The 20,640-nt window shown below is 58.9% G+C and carries 19 protein-coding genes and 2 pseudogenes; 2 read left to right on the plus strand and 19 right to left on the minus strand.

The features are described 5' to 3' along the window. The first annotated feature begins 74 nt into the window (after nt 1-74). A complete protein-coding gene (locus tag ABIB78_RS33970) occupies nt 75-665 on the plus strand; it encodes a hypothetical protein (protein WP_429032782.1) in 591 nt (196 codons plus the stop codon). A 9-nt stretch (nt 666-674) separates the two neighbouring features. Here the strand turns inward: ABIB78_RS33970 and ABIB78_RS33975 are convergent, their stop codons facing one another. The 16 genes from ABIB78_RS33975 to ald all read right to left on the minus strand — a co-directional run bounded on the left by ABIB78_RS33975 (nt 675) and on the right by ald (nt 17,964). Continuing rightward, on the minus strand, nt 675-1,070 hold the full coding sequence (locus ABIB78_RS33975; RefSeq protein WP_429032865.1) for a Rieske (2Fe-2S) protein: 396 nt from the start codon (nt 1,068-1,070) through the stop codon (nt 675-677). A 509-nt stretch (nt 1,071-1,579) separates the two neighbouring features. Then, the gene (locus ABIB78_RS33980; RefSeq protein WP_429032785.1) at nt 1,580-2,389 is read right to left on the minus strand and encodes a host specificity protein; all 810 of its coding nucleotides are present in this window, start codon (nt 2,387-2,389) and stop codon (nt 1,580-1,582) included. 280 nt (nt 2,390-2,669) lie between these two features. Continuing rightward, nucleotides 2,670-2,972, minus strand: a complete 303-nt coding sequence (gene fdxB / locus ABIB78_RS33985) for a ferredoxin III, nif-specific (protein ID WP_429032787.1) — start codon at nt 2,970-2,972, stop codon at nt 2,670-2,672. Nucleotides 2,973-2,985: 13 nt separating this feature from the next. Next, complete coding sequence (locus tag ABIB78_RS33990) at nt 2,986-3,186, minus strand: CCE_0567 family metalloprotein (protein WP_429032789.1); 201 nt, start codon at nt 3,184-3,186, stop codon at nt 2,986-2,988. Between the two features lie 8 nt (nt 3,187-3,194). Continuing rightward, complete coding sequence (locus ABIB78_RS33995) at nt 3,195-3,659, minus strand: NifX-associated nitrogen fixation protein (protein WP_429032791.1); 465 nt, start codon at nt 3,657-3,659, stop codon at nt 3,195-3,197. 6 nt (nt 3,660-3,665) lie between these two features. Next, nucleotides 3,666-4,061: a nitrogen fixation protein NifX gene (gene nifX / locus ABIB78_RS34000; RefSeq protein WP_429032792.1), complete on the minus strand. Its 396-nt coding sequence runs from the start codon at nt 4,059-4,061 to the stop codon at nt 3,666-3,668. Nucleotides 4,062-4,073: 12 nt separating this feature from the next. Then, entirely contained in the window at nt 4,074-5,465 is a 1,392-nt protein-coding gene (nifN, locus tag ABIB78_RS34005) for a nitrogenase iron-molybdenum cofactor biosynthesis protein NifN (RefSeq protein ID WP_429032794.1), read from the minus strand. A gap of 9 nt (nt 5,466-5,474) precedes the next feature. After that, a complete protein-coding gene (gene nifE, locus ABIB78_RS34010) occupies nt 5,475-7,121 on the minus strand; it encodes a nitrogenase iron-molybdenum cofactor biosynthesis protein NifE (RefSeq protein WP_429032797.1) in 1,647 nt (548 codons plus the stop codon). A 98-nt stretch (nt 7,122-7,219) separates the two neighbouring features. Further along, a complete protein-coding gene (gene nifK / locus ABIB78_RS34015) occupies nt 7,220-8,776 on the minus strand; it encodes a nitrogenase molybdenum-iron protein subunit beta (RefSeq protein WP_429032800.1) in 1,557 nt (518 codons plus the stop codon). Nucleotides 8,777-8,842: 66 nt separating this feature from the next. Continuing rightward, nucleotides 8,843-10,345 (minus strand): nitrogenase molybdenum-iron protein alpha chain, encoded by a 1,503-nt coding sequence (gene nifD / locus ABIB78_RS34020; protein WP_429032803.1) that lies wholly within the window; start codon nt 10,343-10,345, stop codon nt 8,843-8,845. Between the two features lie 473 nt (nt 10,346-10,818). Beyond that, nucleotides 10,819-12,066, minus strand: a complete 1,248-nt coding sequence (locus tag ABIB78_RS34025) for a cysteine desulfurase (protein ID WP_429032806.1) — start codon at nt 12,064-12,066, stop codon at nt 10,819-10,821. Beyond that, nucleotides 12,063-13,385: a Fe-S cluster assembly protein SufD gene (gene sufD / locus ABIB78_RS34030; protein ID WP_429032867.1), complete on the minus strand. Its 1,323-nt coding sequence runs from the start codon at nt 13,383-13,385 to the stop codon at nt 12,063-12,065. Before sufD ends, ABIB78_RS34025 begins: the two co-directional genes overlap by 4 nt. 18 nt (nt 13,386-13,403) lie before the next feature. After that, complete coding sequence (gene sufC, locus ABIB78_RS34035) at nt 13,404-14,156, minus strand: Fe-S cluster assembly ATPase SufC (protein ID WP_429032807.1); 753 nt, start codon at nt 14,154-14,156, stop codon at nt 13,404-13,406. Between the two features lie 61 nt (nt 14,157-14,217). Further along, nucleotides 14,218-15,714: a Fe-S cluster assembly protein SufB gene (sufB, locus tag ABIB78_RS34040; RefSeq protein WP_429032809.1), complete on the minus strand. Its 1,497-nt coding sequence runs from the start codon at nt 15,712-15,714 to the stop codon at nt 14,218-14,220. Nucleotides 15,715-15,905: 191 nt separating this feature from the next. Beyond that, entirely contained in the window at nt 15,906-16,100 is a 195-nt protein-coding gene (locus ABIB78_RS34045) for a 4Fe-4S binding protein (protein ID WP_091956552.1), read from the minus strand. Nucleotides 16,101-16,851: 751 nt separating this feature from the next. Further along, complete coding sequence (gene ald, locus ABIB78_RS34050; RefSeq protein ID WP_429032812.1) at nt 16,852-17,964, minus strand: alanine dehydrogenase; 1,113 nt, start codon at nt 17,962-17,964, stop codon at nt 16,852-16,854. A 160-nt stretch (nt 17,965-18,124) separates the two neighbouring features. Between ald and ABIB78_RS34055 the strand changes: the two are divergent. Further along, nucleotides 18,125-18,631: pseudogene (locus ABIB78_RS34055) on the plus strand (IS630 family transposase); the annotation flags it as partial. Here the strand turns inward: ABIB78_RS34055 and ABIB78_RS34060 are convergent. The 3 genes and pseudogenes from ABIB78_RS34060 to ABIB78_RS34070 all read right to left on the minus strand — a co-directional run. Beyond that, nucleotides 18,604-18,981: a hypothetical protein gene (locus ABIB78_RS34060; protein WP_429032815.1), complete on the minus strand. Its 378-nt coding sequence runs from the start codon at nt 18,979-18,981 to the stop codon at nt 18,604-18,606. The pseudogene ABIB78_RS34055 and the gene ABIB78_RS34060 sit on opposite strands and share 28 nt — an antisense overlap. A gap of 422 nt (nt 18,982-19,403) precedes the next feature. Continuing rightward, nucleotides 19,404-19,922: a 2Fe-2S iron-sulfur cluster-binding protein gene (locus ABIB78_RS34065; protein WP_429032818.1), complete on the minus strand. Its 519-nt coding sequence runs from the start codon at nt 19,920-19,922 to the stop codon at nt 19,404-19,406. Nucleotides 19,923-20,137: 215 nt separating this feature from the next. Then, nucleotides 20,138-20,454 (minus strand): annotated as a pseudogene (locus tag ABIB78_RS34070) (GntR family transcriptional regulator); the annotation flags it as partial. Nucleotides 20,455-20,640 lie beyond the last annotated feature (186 nt).

Genomic DNA, 20,640 nt, shown 5'->3' on the forward strand with positions numbered 1-20,640 from the left:
GACGGCAAGCAATTTGCATTGCATCTGGCACCGGCCAAGGCGTCGGTGAAGAGCTCAGATCGAGGACGCATTTAATGACTGCAATCGAGAACACCGCACTCAGCAGACTTGAGAAGGAGGGCCGCCTGCTCAATGCCGTACTCAAAGGCGGGACGACCAAGCCGGGCCGGTTCGGCTTTCGCGGCGACATCGCACTACACTTCCAGACTCAAGTCGCGGACGAGAAACGGCCGCCGGACTATTCGATCGAGCAGGTTTTGACGATCGCGCAGGACGGAGAACGCACCATTCCGGTCCTGGCCGGCTACCTGCATTCCTTCGCGTATCTTGCTGACGTCGCGACCGTCCTTGATGGTGCCTTAAGCCCGGGCGGAAGTTACTTCATGTTCTGCAACAACATAGATTTGCTGGCAAAATACCGAACCAAGCTCGGTGATACTACCTTCCACGTCCTACCGTGCGATGAATCCACGGTTTGCAAGGAGATGATGGACCTGGTCGGGGTCAACAAGGACGACATCAAGAAGCTCGATGCGGGCGGCAAGCTTGATTACCTGCTCGATGCCGCAAAGGATCTCGATCTGTCCTATGACGAGATCTCCTATGAAGACGCGCTGAAGAGAATGGAACCGGTGAAGAACCGCAACGAGAACCGGCCGGTCTGAGCGCGGACTTCATTCGTTCCGGGACGCATGGTCTTCGACAAGACGTACGCCGACGACACAGACGTCACCATCCAGAACTGTCAAGGCGATCGGCGTGAGTGCACTGCCCTTACATGGACCTTCGACGCACCGCCCGGTGCCGAGTTCGAAGGTCGATCCGTGCTTGCCGCACATCAGCCGGACGCTGTATGGATCGAGGAATCTGTTCCGCTCCCAGTCCAGATTGACGCCGTTGTGCGGGCACTTGTTGATATAGCCAAGCACCTTTTTGCCCCATCGCACGACAACGATGGCCCATGGTCGGTGAACGCCGTCGTTGTCGATAGCTATAAGGTGGGCGCCGATGGCGTGGCGGTTTGGAATGTCGTCAAAGCCGCAAATTGCATAGATAGCTTCTGGCTGCATTGATTGCTCTTCGGGCATTCTTCATTGTTGCGGTGCGATCGCCCCTGCAACGACCGTAGGAGGAGGAACGACCGGCGTTCTGGTATTCCAAGCAGCGGGCTGCACCACTCGAGCACACCTCATCGGTGCGGGTGCACAATTCAGACCAGTTCGCAGACCCTTGCTTCCCGTTCACGCGCGTGCGGCGCAGGGACAGCGTTCGCGACATCTAAAGTCAGCGCCTGCTCGCAAAAGCAGTCGTGCCGAATAGCCAGAGCGCGTTAGCAATTTCACGCCGGCACAGCTTTGAGATGCGCGCAGCCACTACTTGCATGTCCACGTCTCGCCCGCTGTTGCAATCGACCGGAAGACTAAGGCCGCGACCCGGATTAATCTTCGCCGAAGGAATTGAGCTGCTCCGCCCCGTAAGTGTGAACACATCGCCGGGGTTGGGACAACCGTCGCGCTTTGCGAACAAGCTTGTTGCAACATCGACGATCTTAGCTTGCCCATTTCGGCACTCCCCGTCATCAAGCTGACTTATGGATGCGGCTTGTTCGCCACGTGATTGCTGTCTTCGAATGCACGTTCGGCGAACCGTCAACCAAACGTAAACCTGGCGTCCTGGCGGCGCAAAACGGAGCACACGCTTCGGACGCGCGCAGCGCTTTTTGAAGGCCAAGACTGTTTGCCGGCGTTGGCGTTGACGGGAGACCAGTCATTTCGGCGCTGCAGTCCGATTCGCCTTGCTCCCTAGCCAGCTTTTCCATGGCCCGATCCAAATAACACGACGGGTCATCATCAGACGAGTCACTATCGACGCTACCATCGTCGCTAGCTTTGGAAGGATACTTTGTCGGCCTGTCTACCCGCTGCCACTCGTCGTTATCGTTCTTCGTCCACACCTCAGGATGCTGGCTAGGATCACGCACCCTGCGATTACGACCCACATGAACAAAAACCCATTTCCGCGAGTCGGGGCTCCATGCCGGGCAAGGCAGGACGTGACAAGACCAACGGGTAATCGCCGTCTTCTCGCAGCTGATGTTCCGGTAGAATATCTCCGGCGTTCTGGACCAGGGATGAGTAATCCGCAGATCTACTTGAGACGTGATGTCGTTTCGCCCAAACTGCTGCCGAAAATGCTCTCTCTTAATCAGATCTGGGCCTCCCATCCTTAACATTCCGACAGCTTCGTCACCCAACTGATAGCTGAAAAATCGAGCCGGGATGTCCGGATCATCGGAACTGTTGGCAAAGCTTCCAGCAACCGTTGCTGCGCGCTCAGCTTTATCTGCGACGAAATCCGAGTATTCCTTTGGGCTACTGGCGATGCGCACGACTCAATATGATCTCATCATCAGGCACGTACTCTGTACGCACACAGATCCGCGCCCGCGAGCACTCGTCTGACCGCGCTGCCGCTGTTGAGAAGCGCCCTCCCGTTCCCCCATGTCGACGAAGTTCACGAACTGACCGCTCCTTTGGTCGGCGCAGCGATGTCGTTCGCGAGTGAGACCTGCTCAGAAGGATCGAGAGCCAGCCCAAAAATATTCGGCTGAAGTGCGAGTTACCCCAATCAAGGCAGAGATGATTGGCCGCGATAGAGCCAGCCGTCACTCACGCCGCTGCCGCTGTGGCCGAACCGTGGGTCTGGCAGTTGGCTGGGCAGACCCTGGCGCAGGCGCCGCAACCGATGCAGGCGCCCTGATCGTTGAGAACCATGATCTTCTTTTCAATCTCGTCGTCGTCCTCATCATCGTCGAGGTCGACAAGCTCGCCCTCCTCGTTGATTCCCTTTAGCATCATGACATCTCGACCGCACACCTTGAAACAGCGCCCACAGCCGATGCACTTCTTGGCATCGATCGAGATCAGGTAGTTTGGCGTCCAGTCACGGCCGTCGCGCGTTGCAAATGACATGATTCGGGCCCCTTTAAGTATTTTCCAGCGCCTTCAAATCGCGGCTCTTGCGCTCGAGCGCGGCATAGGCATCGTGCGCCTTCTGCGCCACCACCATGATTGAGGCCCAGTTGATGGGCAACTCTTCCGAAAGGTCATGCAGATCCATTTTTGCCTGTATCGCTTTGGCCGACAGCTTCTTGAGATCTGCCCTCAGTGTTTCACGATCGCTCATGAGCGTCCTCAATATTTCGCCACCTCGGGAAATTTACGAATCAGGTCGATTCCGTCGCGGACATATTTGTCACCCTCCTGCGCGAGCTTTACGAAGTTATCGAAGCCGAAGCGATGCACATCGCGAAGCTGCTTGTTCACGGCGATCAGCCGGCCTCCGATCAGCACCACGCGGCCGAAGCCTTCATGATGCAGCTTCAGAATCGGCTGGATCATCACACCGGTCACCCTCTCGATCGACAGCGCGACCGCATCGAAGAACAGCTCAAGCCGCCACACCGTATCGGGATCAGGATCGCCGACAATCGGCAATGCGCGCCGCTTTTCCTTGTCCAAGGTATAGGGTTCGAGCAAGTCGAGATCGCTCTTGGCCTCCCAGGCTCCGTTGGTATCCTGAGCGCGCCAAATCTTGACTAGCTCCATGAGGAACGGCGCATCGACGGCGCTGCCCTGCTGCTCCATCTTTGTGCTCATATCGCCTCATTCGTCGAACTCGAACGTACGCCGTTGGTCCTTTGCCATGGCCTTGCGTAGCCAGGGAGGTGGCGTGCCGTTCAGGGCGTTCTCGAGTTTTTCGAGCAGCACCAGGATGCTTTCCGGCTCGTTCACCTTGATAGGGTGGATTTTGTTGGCGACCACCCGCGCGGCTCCGGCACCGCCGATGGCGGCGACGTAAAGAATTGTGCAATCCTTGATCGCCTCAATCTTCGGCGCCAACTTGTCGTCGTTGCCGTCTTCCTTGAGATCCCCCTCAAACTCAATCGCCTTGAGAAACACGTGCCCGCCTGGCGCGACATCATAGATAGCGATATTCTTTGCCCAACCAAAATGGGCATCGACCCGTCTCAGGTCTTGAGTTGCGAATGCGACCTTCATGCAATCGACCTCTCAGCTGCACTGATGGAGCTGTGGTTCCCGGACCTTAGTGGCAGTGGCCGGAGCCCGCCATCTGTCTGGAGTAGGCTGATGGTTCGCCTCGCGGTCCGCGATCACAAGATTGGCGATATCGAAGATCAGATCGCGCGTACCACGATAACCGATGGATCGTTGGTGCCCTGCGCCAAGCCGATCGAACATCGGAAAGCCGGCTCGATAGAACGGGATTTTCAGCCGAGCCGCCGCTTGCCTGCCATGCGAATGCGTGATCAGCAGGTCGCAATGCTTGGTTCTGGCAAGCTCTTCCAGATCCTCAAGATCGCCGATCAGCACCTCCTCGGTCTTGATCCGCTCAATGACCGCCGAGTGAGTAGTCGTCACGGCCGCCGTCACCTGCGCGCCCATGTCGTGCAGCATACCGGACAGGTCAAACAGGAGGTCTGGCTCGGCGGCGATTGCAACTTTGCGACCACCAATATGGAAGTGCGCGTCCAGCATTGCATCGGCGAGCTGGCCGCGCTGGCGCCGATATTTGAATGGTACGTGGCGGCCGCTGATCTCGCTCAAAAACGTGATGAAGTCATCGTTCGGACCGAGACCGCACAGCCGTTCGAACAGCCGAAATGGCACGCCGGTCTTGGCCTGGATGACCTCTGCCGCTCGCCGCATCTGGGCGCCAATTGCGATAGTCCAGTTGGCGCGGCCCATGCTCGCAATTTCGTCGACGCCGATGCCGCCAATGGTCGTTGCCGTAAACTCATCGGGGATATGCCCATCGAGCGATCCCGCCAGGTCAGGCAGGAAGGACGGCCGCAAGCCAAAGTCCTCCAGCATGGCCCGGAGTTCATCAAGATCACCCGGCGTGAGATGACATCCTGGAAGAACATTCACCCTCGAGGGATCGCGCAGGCCATTGACGCTGGCCGGTTCAACCAGCAACTCCACAATGCGCGCCACAGCCTTCTCCCAGCCGTCCTGGAACGCACCCTTGAAATCAGGGGTCGAGACATAGACCAGCGGCAATTTCGCGAGTTGCGGATGCTTGTCGAGGATTAGCTTGAGGTAGGCATCGACATCGTCCCCATTGGTCTCGGTGACGCCGGTCGAGCAGATTCCGATGATTTTTGGCTTGGTACGGTTGTAGATATTGAGTATCGCCTGCTCGAGATTGCCGTAGCCGCCAAGCACGGTCGCGACCTCGCTCATCGCGGTGGTCTGCAGCGGCACGGCCTCCCTGAAATGCCGGACAAAGAGCGTGAGCCCGAAGGATGTGCACCCTTGCGAGCCGTGCAGAAGCGGCATTGCCCCACGCAACCCCATGAAGGCGAAGGCGCCACCGATCGGTTGGCTCATCTTCAGCGGATTGACGGCACAGGCTTTTGTGGACGCCGTGAGGCTGGCCATGACACTTCCCTATTCTGCGGCCTGTCGCATGGCCGACGGCGTGGACACCAGGATCCCCTCGATGCGTCTGTTGCAGCAGCCACCGACCGCATTGGTGTGCTCTCTGACCGCCTCCACGCTCCTCAGGCCGTGCCCGTCGATTGCATCCTCGATGGTGCCGAGATCGACCTTGTTACAGAAGCAGATCCTCCTCGCGCGGCGCGCCGTTTCGGCGAGCACCGAATCGCAAGCGATCCCGGCCATTGGCGATCGCATCTGCACCATCGCCTTCGCCAATGCCTCCCATGGCGCTGGTCGCCGTAGCTGCTCCCACATTGGATTGGAGAGCGCCTTGTCGATCTCCTCCACCAGCTTGACCATTCCGAAATAGCCCATATAGGCATGGCACCGCTCCTGGTTGATATCGAGCCAGGGCATCGCCGCTTTCAGCGCGATGAACTGCGACTTGCCGCCCGAAAGCATGATGTCCGCTTTGGCGTCCTTCAACATCTTGTACATTTCGCGCGGCGTCATGTCCTCGATCATGTGGGCATCCTGCCCCATGAGCTCTTTGATGCGCTCCTTGTCCTGCCTTGTCGATTTCTTCACGCTGGTTCCGACTAATTCGAGCCCGGCTTCCTGCAGTGCCGCAACGACCGACCATGACTTGACGCCGCCGGTAATCAACAAGGCCTTCTTGCCTTTGAAGCGTGGCTTGTACGGCTCGATCGCAGCCCAGGCCCACGCTTCCTGGCGCGCGATCACCGCTTCGGTGCGCGCGAGCAGAGCGTTCGGCGCGCCGCGTTCAACCAATAGGCGCGCAATCTGGCGCAGCGATTCGCTTGAATCCTGAATACCGTAGAACGACCCCTCGAAGAACGGGATCCCGTAGCGTTGCTCCATCTTGCGTGCCACGTTGATCATCGACTTTGAGCACACCAACATCGCCGCCCGCGCGCGATGAGATGAAGCGACTTCGCGATATTTTCCATCGCCGGAGATGCAGGAGAGAATCCGAACTCCAAGCTCGTCCAACAATGGCTTCACTTGCCAGAGCTCTCCCGAAAGGTTGTATTCGCCGATCAGGTTGATATCGTATGGTGTGGTGTAGTCCGGTTCCTGCGTCCCGATCACATAGTCGAGCAAGGCCTCGCCGGCGAGCTTGTTACCGAGGTTCTTGGAACCGACGAAGCCCGGGGAATTGATCGGGATCACCGGCTTTCCGAACCTTCGAGATGCTGCCTTACAGACCGCGTTGATGTCGTCGCCGATCATCGCCGGGATGCAGGTTTGATAGACGAAGATGGCGGGCGGGTCGTACTTGTCGATGATCTCCTTGATCGCTTTGCAAAGCCGCTTCTCGCCTCCGAATACGATATCGGTTTCGCTCAAATCGGTTGTGAATGCGATGCGCCACAGATTCGAGCCGGAAGACGCCGCGCCGCGATTGTCCCAGGAGTTGCCTTCGCACGCGATCGGACCATGCACCAGGTGAGCGACATCGGTAAACGGCTGCAGCGCAATCTTGGCGCCGTCGAAAGCACAGCCGCCCGCAGCGCTGCCCGGCTGCAGCTGTTTGGTGCACCCCTTCTTGCGCTCAGCCTCCGACTTACTGCCATTCCTGGCGCAGCCCGGCTCGTTGAAAATGTCCTGGACCGTGGCCGCTAGCGAACTCATCCGTTTTTCCTCTCAGCCGAAGCAAATTGCAAGGTCAATCGTCTTGCGCTTGTGCCATCGTCGCGTGTTTTCGACGATGGCACGCGCACTGCCCGCCATCAGCGAATGATGTCGAAGCTGTAGTCAGTTTTGCCAAGAACATTGGTCTTCTTGTCGATTTCGTCGAAGATCTTGTCGAGGATCTTCACCAGCACATTCAGGCCCCCCTGATAGCCCCATACAGGGGAGCGGTGATGGTGATGCCGATCAAAAATCGGGAAACCGATGCGGATCAGTGGCGTTCCAGTGTCACGCTCCAGGTACTTGCCATAGGTGTTGCCAATCAGAAGATCGACCGGCTCGGTAAACAAGAGCGAGCGCATGTGCCAGAGGTCTCGGCCCGGATAGGCGTGGCAGGCTTCCCCAAACGGTGAGCTCGCAAATAGCGCCTGCATTTTTTCATGCCAGGCCTTGTTGCCGTTGGTGGACAGTACGTGGGTTGGTTCGGCGCCGAGCTCGAGCAGAAAGGCAGCTAACCCATAGCAGAGATCCGGGTCGCCATAGATCGCGAACTTCTTGCCATGGATATGCGCGCTGGAGTCCGCGATGGCATCCACCAGGCGGCCACGCTCGCGCGTGAGTTGTTCCGGAATCTCCTTGCCGCTGATGCGTGATAACGTCAGGAGAAGGTCATCCGTTGCGGATATGCCCACCGGGTAATTGAAAGATACGACCTCCTGGCCATGCTCGGACACGAACGGCAGGGTCTTTTCCGTACACCACTGCTGCATGGAGACTGTCGCTTTGGCGTGAACCGCGTTGGCCGTGTCTTCCAGCGTGGTGCCGCCGTCATACATCCGGAACTCGCCATCTGTCGGGGTATCGAAGACTTCGGAGTTATCCGCGAGTATGGTGTGCTGGATACCCATCAATGCCAGGATGCGGCTAATCTCGCGAAGGTTTCCGACGGTATAGCCATCGAACCCACCAATGATGTTGATTGCCTCGTTGGGGCTGCGTTCTAGCTTCGGCGCTGTTCCGGCCTTGCCGTCCCAAAAATGCCCCAGAATGCCCTTGAGCGCGTTGTCATAGCCAGTGATGTGGCTGCCGACGAACGCTGGTGTGTGTGCGAACGGCACGTCGAACTCTGCCGGAACAGAGCCTTTTTCCTTCGACGTCTTGATGTAGGCGTTGAGGTCATCGCCGATCACCTCAGCCATGCAGGTCGTGGAAACCGCAATCATCTTTGGCTTGTACATATTGTAGCTGTTGGCGAGTCCGTCGATCATGTTGTTCAGGCCGCCGAATACAGCAGCGTCTTCCGTCATCGATGAAGAGACGCAGGAGCTCGGCTCCTTGAAGTGTCGCGCCAGATGGCTGCGGTAGTAGGCCACACAGCCTTGAGATCCGTGGACGAAGGGCAGCGTGCCCTCAAACCCGACCGAGGCGAACACGGCGCCAAGCGGCTGGCAGGCCTTCGCCGGATTTATCACCAACGCCTCCCGCGCAAAGTTCTTCTCGCGGTATTCGGGTGTCTTCGTCCATTCCTTGGTACGTTCGACCTCAGCGGGATCGCGAGGATTCTCGAATATCTTCTTGTCGGCCAGCATCTGCTGGTATTCCGGACCGCGGAACAGCTCGAGATGATCGAGCACGTGTTCGGCACTCTGCGCCATTTTTGGAATCCTTCGTTATCGACACTGGTATCGCCCAGCTCTCCGCGAGAGCGGGAATTAGTAGCTTTATTCTGCAGCCAAGAGTCTTGGCTTCGAAGCTTCCTTCCAAGGCGCCTTCGTCTTCTTCCAGACCGGCGAGTTGACAGCCATGTCCATGTCGCGCGCGAAGATCGCAAAGCCGTCATAGCCGTGATATGGGCCCGAATAGTCCCAGGAATGCATCTGCCGGAACGGCACACCCATCTTTTGGAAGACGTATTTTTCCTTGATGCCCGAGCCGACCAGGTCGGGCTGGAGCTTTTCGACGAAGCGCTCAAACTCATAGCCTGTGACGTCGTCGTAGATGAGCGTGCTGTCCTTTACGTAGTGCTGGGCGGTGCGCTGATAGTCGTCGTTGTGAGCGAACTCGTATCCGGTGCCCACGACTTCCATCCCAAGGTCCTCGTATGCGCCAATCACGTGACGCGGACGAAGCCCGCCGACGTACAGCATCACCGTTTTACCCTGCAGGCGCGGACGATATTTTGCGATCACGGCGCTCACCAGCGGCTGGTACTTTTCAATCACCCGCTCGGCGCCTTCTTTGATCTTATCGTCGAAATGTCCCGCAATCTTGCGTAGCGATTCTGCGATCTTTGAAGGTCCGAAGAAGTTATACTCGCACCAGGGGATACCGAACTTCTCCTCCATGTGGCGGGAGATGTAGTTCATGGAACGATAGCAATGCAGAATGTTGAGCTTTGCCTTCGGCGTTGCCTCAAGCTCAGCGAGCGAACCGTCGCCCGACCACTGCGCAATCACCCGCAGGCCCATTTCCTCCAGAAGAATTCGCGATGACCAGGCATCGCCGCCGATATTGTAGTCTCCGATGATCGCAACATCGTAAGGCGTCGGCTCGAACTTTGGTTTGCCATCCGGCTCGAGCTTGTCGAAAATCCAATCGCGCACCGCGTCGTTGGCAATGTGATGGCCGAGCGACTGCGACACGCCGCGAAAGCCCTCACAGCGGACCGGAACGATGGTCTTGCCGCCATACTCCTTCGATTTCGCTCGTGAGACGGCTTCGATATCGTCACCGATCAGTCCGATCGGGCATTCCGACTGGATGGTGATGCCGTTGTTGAGCGGAAACAGCTCCTGGATTTCGTCCAGAACTTTGACCAGTTTCTTGTCGCCACCGAATACGATATCCTTTTCTTGGAAATCGGAGGTGACCTGCAGGGTCACGAAGCTATCGATCCCCGTCGTGCCAACGTAATAGTTGCGACGCGAGCCCCACGAATACTGACCGCAACCGACCGGGCCATGGCTGACATGGACCATGTCCTTGATCGGTCCCCAGACCACCCCCTTCGATCCCGCATAGGCGCAGCCTCTGATTGTCATCACGCCGGGTATGGATTTGATGTTGGACTTCACCCCGCAGTCGGACTTGCCGGCTTGGTGAACGTTGAGGTGCTTGGCACGCCGTTTCGCGGTTTTCTCCGGATAGACCTTCAGCACCTCCTCGATCAACTCTTTGTTGCGAGCCCTGATTTCTGCGATGCTCTGGGTCGTGGCGAGACTCATCTGATGTCCTTCAAGGTTAGCTGTTGCGAGAGCGGCTTCTTGATCAAGACTTTTGCAACCAGCATGCCAGCGGCTCGTAAGCACAAAAAACAGAACGATCAAAACCGGTTAGCGCGTCTCGCGCTGTGACAATGGATGTTGTTGCGAATGCGACATCGCGCTTTGCGCGGAGAACTCTTGGTTTGGCCTGTTCGAAATGGAACAAGGGCTGATGCGTGTAAAATTTCTCGCTCAATTCTCCGCGCGTGTCCGCGTTCGCAGCACTTTGCGATCGCGCTCGCTGAAGGCGGCCGCAACAAGGAAACCCGGCTGCAAGGTCAGCTGGCCGACACAGACTTGCAATACGATCTCTGCTTGCCGAGACCTACAGGAGCTTACCCTCTGCGATGACGATGATGCTCAGGTGCATGACGTCATCCTCCTCCAGAGCTCAATGCAAGCCCCCTCCCACCTGGACGTGGCGGGCTCGTCGATCACGAGAACAGCTGCCGCGCCTTGATAAGTGCACGCACGAGCGTATCAATCTCTTCGCGGGTGTTGTAAAGTCCGAGGGACGCACGGCACGTCGCCTGCACGCCGAAGCGCTTGAGCAGCGGCATCGCACAGTGAGCTCCCGCCCGCACCGCTATACCGGCGCGATCGATGACGGTGGCAATATCATGCGCATGCGCACCTTTCATATCAAAGGAGATGATCGGCCCTTTCTCGGCCGAAGTCCCAATCATGCGCACGGAGTTGATGTCCCCCAGCTTTTCCTGCGCGTAAGCAAGCAGTGCGCTCTCGTGCTTGCGGATCTGCACCTTGCCTATTGAATTGATGTAATCCACAGCCGCGCCCAAACCGATCGCCTCAACAATCGGCGGCGTACCCGCTTCGAACCGGTGCGGCGGATCGGAATAAATGACGCCGGAACACGAGACCTCGCGGATCATTTCGCCGCCGCCATTGAAGGGCGACATCGATGCCAGATGCTCAGACTTGCCGTAGAGCACGCCGATCCCGGTCGGACCATAGAGTTTATGGCCGGTCATGACGTAGAAATCACAATCAATGTCGCATACGTCGGCGCTCAGATGGACGCATCCTTGCGAGCCGTCGACCAGCACCGGGATACCACGAGCATGTGCGATTCTCACCGCGTCTTTCACCGGCAAGACCGTGCCGAGCACGTTCGACATCTGTGTGATTGCAACCATCTTGGTGCGCTGGGTCAGCAGTCGCTCAAATTCGTCGAGCAAGAAGTTTCCGTCATCATCCACTGGTGCCCATTTGATCACTGCACCGAGCCGCTCCCTGAGAAAATGCCATGGCACAATGTTGGAGTGGTGTTCCATAATCGACAGAACGATCTCATCACCCGGGCTGATGCGTTCACGGCCAAAAGTCTGGGCGACCAGATTAATTGCCTCGGTGGCGCTGCGGGTGAAGATGATCTCTTCGTTCAAATGCGCGTTCACAAACCGCGCCACCCTCGTACGGGCGCCCTCATACGCCTCGGTCGCCGCGTTAGCGAGGTAGTGCAAGCCGCGATGAACGTTGGCATATTCGCTGGAGTATACCTGCATCATACGGTCAAGTACCGCATTGGGCTTTTGCGCGGATGCAGCGTTATCGAGGTAAACAAGCGGCTTGCCGTACACCGTCATGGCCAGCGCAGGAAAGTCCGTACGCAGACGGTTGACCTCGTAACTACCATTGCTAACCGCGGGATGTGCGCTCATCGCCGCGCCTGCAGCCAGTGTTCAGCTTGCGCGGTCACAAAATCGCGCAGATTCTCGGCCGCAATATCTTCAATCGACTCGCCAATGAACGCTTTAATCAGCAACATCTGCGCATCCTTCTCGGATAGACCCCGAGCGCGCAGATAAAATACGAGAGTGCCGTCCAGCGCACCTGATGTCGATCCGTGGCCGCAGGTCACGTTATCGGCCAAGATTTCAAGTTCGGGCTTATGGTCGGCCTCGGCCTGGTCAGAGAGGAGCAGCGCTCGCGTCGTCAGCGTGGCGTCCGTCTTCTGTGCGCCGGGACGAACGACGATTCGGCCCTGGAACACCGAGCGGCCGCGATCATCAACGATCGCGCGGAACTTCTGCCGACTGGTGCAATGTGGCACAGCGTGGTCGACTACGATTGTTGTGTCGGCGTGCTGCTTGTGGCTGATGAGATTGACGCCGTTCGCTGAGAGCTTGGATCCCTCGCCTGCCAGCGTGACGAATCCCTGATAGCGGCTAATGGAGCCACCACAGGTCATGGTGAAAAGATTGAGCTTCGCCCTGGAGCCGACCGCGATGATCCCCGACGAGATGTTCATGGCGTCAGCAGCATCGGCTGCCACTCGGATATGCGAAAGGCTCGCCTCGTCACCAACCAGGACGATCGTCGCATCGTTGGTCTGATAGCCGCTCGCGCGCTCAGCCGAGACGAAGCTTTCCACAAAGGCCGCATGCGCGCCCTTACCGAGTTGCAGATAGGAACGCGTGAAGTTGGATACCGACAATCCGGTCGCGACATGAACGATGTGAATCGGGCGCTTCACCGAATTGCCCTCGGCGATTGCAATCACCAGGCCATCGGTCGCCATTGCGGCATTGAGCGAGACCACCGCATCAGTCGTCGTCGATAGCACCAGACGGGCCGTCGCGCTGTTGGCCGAATTCTCCAGAACGTCTCGTAACGACACGACATCGACCCCATTTTCCAGCCTGCCGAGATCGGATAGCTCAGGTGCGAATATGCCATCCACCAAAACCAGCTTGACTGCCTGGTCCAACGCCGCTTGCCTGGCTGAGGCCTTCGCGCGCACCAGCGCAGCTGCATCCGGTCCTGGAGCGAGTGGCAGCACCTTGCCGATCAGGGCGCGTAGATCGGTGTATTTCCATGCCTCCATGTGCCGATGCGGGAGGCCGGCACGCTCGTAGGCCTCGAATGCCCTCGCACGGATATCGGGGACAGCGCCCACGCCTGGCAGCCTTCCAAGCGCTGCAGCGAAGACATTTCCCATTGCGCGTCCGGCGTCGCTTTTGGCCAAAACTTGCTTCATCATGAAATACTAGAGCCGTCAGGCGGCGTCCTCGAATTTGGCGTAACCGGTGGCCTCGAGCTCCATGGCCAGTTCTTTACCGCCACTCTTCCTGACCCGCCCTTTCGCCATCACGTGCACAACGTCCGGTATTATGTAGTCGAGCAGCCGCCGATAGTGGGTGATCACGACCATCGCGCGCTCCGGCGAGCGCAGCGCGTTGACGCCGTCCGCCGCAATCCGCAGCGCGTCGATGTCGAGGCCGGAATCCATTTCGTCGAGGATGCAGACTGCCGGCTCGAACAGCGCCATCTGCAAAATCTCGTTGCGCTTCTTCTCGCCGCCGGAGAAGCCGACATTGACGCCGCGCTTCAGCATGTCCTGCGGGACGTTCAAGGACTTGGCGACATCGCGGACCTTCTTCAGGAAGGCCGGCGAGGACATCTCCTCCTCGCCGCGCGCCTTGCGCTGGGCGTTCAGCGCGGCATGCAGGAAGTTCCAGGTGGTCACGCCGGGAATCTCGACCGGATACTGGAACGCCAGGAACACGCCCTTGGCCGCGCGCTCGTTCGGCTCCATCTCCAGCAGGTCCTCGCCCCGGAACAGGATTTGCCCGTCGGTGACTTCGTAACCCGGCTTGCCGGCGATGACGTGGCTCAGCGTCGACTTGCCGGAGCCGTTCGGCCCCATGATCGCGTGCACCTCGCCCGGGTTCACCGTGAGCGAGAGCCAGTGGAGAATCTCACGCTCCTCGACACGGACCTTCAGATCTTTCACTTCAAGCAGAGACATCTCATTCTTCCTGAGCATCATCCGGAAAGCGCGCGGCGGCCGCGCCCTTCAGCGGGATGGATTAGCCAACCGAACCTTCAAGGCTGATCGAGATCAGCTTCTGCGCTTCCACCGCGAACTCCATTGGCAGTTGCTGCAGCACGTCCTTCACGAAGCCGTTGACGACGAGGCCGACGGCTTCTTCCTGCGAGAGCCCGCGCTGGATGCAGTAGAACAGCACGTCCTCGGAAATCTTCGACGTCGTCGCCTCATGCTCGAACGTTGCCGAGGAATTCTTGGCCTCGACATAGGGCACGGTGTGCGCGCCGCATTTGTCGCCGATCAGGAGCGAGTCGCAGGCGGTGTAGTTGCGCGCGCCGGTGGCTTTGCGGTGCGCGCTGACGAGGCCGCGATAGGTGTTCTGCGACTTGCCGGCGGCGATGCCCTTGGAGATGATCCGGCTCGACGTGTTCTTGCCGAGGTGGATCATCTTGGTGCCGCTATCGACCTGCTGGAAGCCGTTCGAGATCGCGATCGAGTAGAACTCGCCGCTCGAATTGTCGCCGCGCAGGATGCAGCTCGGGTACTTCCAGGTGATCGCCGAACCGGTCTCGACCTGGGTCCAGGAGATCTTGGAATTCCGGCCGCGGCAGTCACCACGCTTGGTGACGAAATTGTAGATGCCGCCCTTGCCCTCGGAATTGCCGGGGTACCAGTTCTGAACCGTCGAATACTTGATCTCGGCGTCATCGAGCGTGACGAGCTCGACCACGGCGGCGTGCAGCTGGTTCTCGTCGCGCTGCGGCGCGGTGCAGCCTTCGAGATAGGAGACGTAGGAGCCCTTGTCGGCGATGATCAACGTGCGCTCGAACTGGCCGGTGTTGCGCTCGTTGATGCGGAAATAGGTCGACAGCTCCATCGGGCAGCGCACGCCCGGCGGCACGTAGACGAACGAGCCGTCTGAGAACACCGCCGAGTTCAGCGTCGCAAAGTAATTATCCGAGGTCGGCACCACGGTGCCGAGATATTTCTGCACCAGTTCGGGATGCTCGCGGATCGCCTCCGAGATCGGCATGAAGATCACGCCGGCCGCCTTCAGCTCCTTCTGGAAGGTGGTCGCGACCGACACCGAATCGAACACGGCATCGACCGCGATCTTGCGATTGGCCGACGGCGGTCCGCCCGGCGGCGGCTCGACGCCCTCGAGAATGGCGACCTCGCGGAGCGGGATGCCGAGCTTCTCGTAGGTCTTGAGGATTTCCGGATCGATCTCGTCGATCGAGGACAGCGTCTTCTTCGGCTTCGGCGCCGAGTAATAATAAAGATCCTGATAATCGATCTTCGGATAGTCGACGCGCGCCCAGGTCGGCTCGGTCATGGTCAGCCAGCGGCGATACGCCTCCAGACGCCATTCCAGCATCCAGGCCGGCTCGTTCTTCTTTGCGGAGATGAAGCGGACGGTGTCTTCCGACAGGCCCTTCGGGGCCTTGTCGGACTCAATCAGCGTCTCAAATCCATAACGATACTGGTCGACGTCGATGCGCCGGACGCGCTCGACCGTCTCTTGTACAGCTACCACTGCCCGCTCCGTTCGCGCAAGAACAACTCCCGCCGGCGATGATTTCGCCGAGCCCTCTCCGAGCGGATCGTGCAAGTCGCGGCCAACTCGGGACCAGCGAGTGAGAGAACCAGGAGACGGATCCAAAAGGCGGCAGCCGCCGATAGGGTCTTCATCATGTTTCGCGCCAGAATTCCACTTCGGCTACCTACCTATGCCGGCACGCACGTATCGGGCACCGGGCAAACGACGGCGCATTGCGGCGCATCAAAATGCCCCTCACATTGGGTGCACTGGGTCGGATTAATCACATATATGTCGTTCTTCAGGTTGATCGCGGCGTTAGGACATTCGAACTCACACGCACCGCAGACGGTGCACTGGGATGCGATTATCTTGTAGGCCATCACTGCGATTCCATAAGCAAAAGGTGCGGGACAATTTGTTGCTTTCAAGTCTTGTGCCAGACAGTTTACGCTTGATTTGTCTTGGCTATTGCCGATAACGCAAGTCGCCGCCTCGACACGGTGTCGCAAATCCTACAATTGGCATTACAGCGGCTTGATCTCGATGCCGTAGTTTGGGCATCGTCGATCTCACGGCGGTCAGCCAGGTGAATCGCGTTCGCCAGCCGCAGGAACCGATCTACGATCCTTCCCATGGCCGCTGTGGCGCGGCGACGATCGATGGGCCTCGCCACTTCGCAAGGGCTCTGCCGCTGCGTCAGGTCGACCGCATCTTATCGGTTCTACTCACCGGGACAGCGGCGGATTCAGCGACAGCACCAGATGACCAACCGGCGCGGTCGTCGCTGGTCCGGTCCGCGTCTCCACAGCGCAGCCAGAAAAGGTCGCGGCGATCGCGCCAGATAAAGCTGCTCCGGTGATCGCGGGCCCCTGGGGGAGCGGCCGCACGCAATTTTCAATCGCCGCGGATTGCCGGCTAACCGGCATTTATAGGCCCTGTATGGGGCAAAAGTACATTGTCCCGCATCGCGAGGACGGCTGAACGCCAACCGTGGACCGCCTGCTGATCCCCGGCTTCCCTTCGCGCTCCAAACAAATGCAAGTGGTGCGCAGCAGATCAATAGAGCCGAAAAAGGCCACCCCGCAGGGTGGCCCAAGTCAGGGAGGAAACGTCCCGTAGGGACCTCTGGGATCAGGCTGCAACCTGCTCGATCGGTGAGAAAGGGAGCCCGAGGCTCTCGGCCACGGCCTTGTACGTTAGCCGGCCCCGATGGACGTTGAGGCCCGCGCGCAGATGCGGATTTTCGAGCACGGCGGAAAAACCCTTGTTAGCCAAAGCCAAACCAAACGGCAGCGTAGCGTTGTTCAATGCTTGGCTCGAGGTCAGCGGCACGGCGCCGGGCATATTAGCCACGCAATAATGAATGACGCCATCCACTTCGTAAGTTGGATCAGCGTGAGTGGTTGGGTGCGACGTCTCAAAACAGCCGCCCTGATCGATGGCGACATCCACGAGTACCGCCCTCTTACGCATCGAGCTCAGCATGTTCCGACGGACCAGCTTTGGCGCGCTCGCACCTGGAACGAGCACCGCACCAATCACCACATCCGCCGCAAATACCTCTTCCTCTACGGCATCGATGGCCGAAAACCTGGTGCGAACGCGTCCTTCGAATAGCTCGTCCAACTCGCGGAGCCGGGGTATCGAACGGTCGATGATGGTCACCTCTGCGCCCAGACCGACCGCCATGCGCGCCGCGTGCGTACCAACGACGCCGCCTCCGATCACCACGATCCGGGCCGGCTGAACGCCGGGCACCCCACCGATCAACAGCCCTCGTCCGCCTGCACTCCGCTTCAGGGCGCTACCCGCCGCTTCGATCGCAAGCCTACCCGCGACCTCGCTCATCGGCGCCAGCAGTGGAAGACCACCATGCGCATCAGTTACGGTCTCATAGGCGATCGCGGTGCATCCAGATTTTAGGAGGCCCTTCGCCTGCTCAGGGTCGGGGGCTAGATGCAGATAAGTGAAGAGGATCTGATTCTCCCGCAGCTGGCTCCATTCGGACGGCTGAGGCTCCTTAACCTTTACGATCATCTCGCTCGATGCAAACACCTCAAGTGCGGAAGTTAAAATCGCTGCGCCGGCGTTGCGATAGTCGTCATCGGTTGCACCAATGCCGGCGCCGGCATTGGTCTCGATCGTCACGCGGTGGCCCGCTGCCACGTATTCGCGGACGGCTCCAGGAGTCAGGCCCACGCGATATTCGTGCGCCTTGATTTCCTTGGGAACTCCGACCTTCATTTGAAAACTCCCTGCCTGAAGCGCCTTTCTAGTCGGAAGAGCGCAACGATATTGCGACACAGTCGCCAGACTGGCGCAGGAATTCAGCGATATTTGACAAGCTACGCAGGATTTCAAACACACGGGTGCCGAGCGGGTCGAGTGACCTGCTCGCCGACCGCGCCTCGTCTTTATCGACGAGACGGCGGTTACGACCAAGATGGTCCGGCATCGCGGCCGCTCACCGCGTGGCGAGCGTCTCGTTGCGAGCGTGCCGCACGGCCACTGGAAGACGCTGACGCTCGTTGCCGCGTTGCGCATCAATGGCCTGACGGCGCCTTATGTCATTGACGGCGCGATGGATGGGCCATCGTTCCTCGCTTATGTTGAGCAGATCCTCGCGCCGACGCTGCGCAAAGGCGATATTGTCTTCATGGATGACCTGCGCACCCACAAGATCGACGGCGTTCGCCAGGCGGTCGAAGCGGTCGGCGCCAAGGTGCGCCATTTGCCGGCCTACTCGCCGGACTTCAATCCGATCGAAATGGCATTCTCGAAGCTGAAGGCGGCGCGGCGCAAGGGTGCCGCTCGCACCGGGGCAACGCTGATGAAGCTGATCGGCAAGCTCATCAAGACATTTGCGCCCGAGCAGTGCGCGAACTACCTTCGACATGCCGGATACGTGTAGTGACCCATATCAAGTGGAAAGCGCTCTAGCCACCACGCGAGCGGCGCGCCAATCACCAGGAGGATCATGGTCGTCAGGCTGGCGAGCTCTATCGTGAGCGCACCGGATTGCCAAATCTCTGCCGAAACGGCATCCATGTCCGTCAGCCCGGCAGTGAGAGCACGTCGCCATACCGATACAGTGATCGCCTGCATGTCCGGCTCGCCGAGGCGATGTGGCGCGCGTCGCCTTTTAGTCGAGCGGAACTTAGTGGCGGCCGCTACATTGACGCGCGTCGTTTCTGCGAGCAAGAGCAGCATCGCAAGCCTCATCGAAAACTCCAGTGACAGGGCCGCTTCGACCGGTCTCACCGGCAGCTCCGTGCACGTCACCCAGCAATGCCCGTGCCGTTTGCGAAATGTGGTGCGCCCTATGCTCCAACGTGAGAAAAATGCGCGGAGATGCCGACGTCGCTGTGGAGCGGACCTGACGTTCTGTCAGTTTTCCGGCACCTTTGTTCCCGAGCAGACAGCGACGGCTCGATGCAGCGGCAGGATTTGACGGCCCCCAGGAACTCTTGTTGGGTTTTCCCGCGCTCCATGATCACGCGATGTAATCCTTACGTCCATTATGCTTCGAAGAATTGGCTGCGCATTGAGAATCCTGCAAGCGGATATGAGCGCCACCACCCGCCGCAGTCCCATTTGCGAGAATGGACGCGGCTACGAAAGTTCCGAAATTCAAGTGTTGCCGGACTATCGTTTGGAGAAAGACATCCAAGCACCGACCGCCTTCATCCGGCGATCATGCGCACATTGTTTGCGGGGCGCAACCTTGGGACATGCGTGATTCTGCCGGGCGCTGGGTCGGAACCTGCTGCCGAAAAACAACACCTTATAACGCGTCCGGTCGGAACAGGATATCGATTGTGATAGTGCCGCGGGCGCGAGAGACACAGGCACAGATCCTTTTCGTTTGCGCGCTTTTGTTGCTCGTTGAAGACGTCACGGTGGTCAACCTCGCCGTCGACGTTGACGAGCTCGATCGCGCAAACGCCGCACGCGCCGCGCCGGCAATCTGCGATCACCTCGTAACCGGCCTCGCCGAGTACTTCTAGCAACGAACGATCGCGCGGAATCTCGATCCCGACAGCCCAATCTACAAGGCGCGCCCGGAAGCTTTCAGTCGGCAGCGAGGCGAACAAGTTATCGAAATCGAGGCGGCGCCCTTCATTACCTGCATCGACACTAAGCCACTCGTTCAGCAAGGGGGCGAGAACATCCAAATAGACGGCTTGCTCGCGGGAAGGCACAGCATAATGCAGGATGAAACCGGCATTGCGGCGGGCGAGCGCCTGGGCTGGTCCAACCGGTGGCGTAATGCCGATGCCGCCTTGCCGACCGGATAGGCTGCGACATCAAACTTTTCCGGTTTGATCAGGAGCTCGCGGATCGAAGGCGTCAGATCGCGCGTCGCGACGACGGTTGCGGGGTGCCCAGCTTTCAATGAAACGCATGCAGATTTCCTTTAATCGCCTGCCATCCTGATGAGCGCCAGTCCTGACAGCAGATCAAATGCGTCGTGTTCTTGAGCACCATGCGCAAATTGCGCGCGGCCACTTGCACGTGCTCGCGCATGAGCGCTTCGGTCCGCGCGCCTTCGAGGTTTTCGATTGCGTCGATCACGACGCGGTGTTGATCTTGCGCAATCAAGAGCGTGCGGCGCTCACCCAGCAGAGTGGATTGGGTCATCACAAAGCCGCTTGGCGAGGCGAATGGCAACGCGGACGCGCGGTCGACCTGCCGGATCACGAGCGGGCTGCGCGACAATTCAGTCAACAGGGCCATCTTATCGGCCGCATGTTGACGTGTGGCGCATATCTTGCTTGACGAAAAACGATAATAACTGAACGTCCGCCTTTTGCAATGACGCCCGGCTCTCGGAACCGTCCTCAATCGGCCACGGCGAAAATGACAGCCTCGTATGATGACGTCGCCTCTCAATGAAGAAGCGGCTCGTATTCGAGTGCA

Source organism: Bradyrhizobium sp. I1.14.4 (assembly GCF_050435825.1).
Lineage (GTDB): Bacteria > Pseudomonadota > Alphaproteobacteria > Rhizobiales > Xanthobacteraceae > Bradyrhizobium.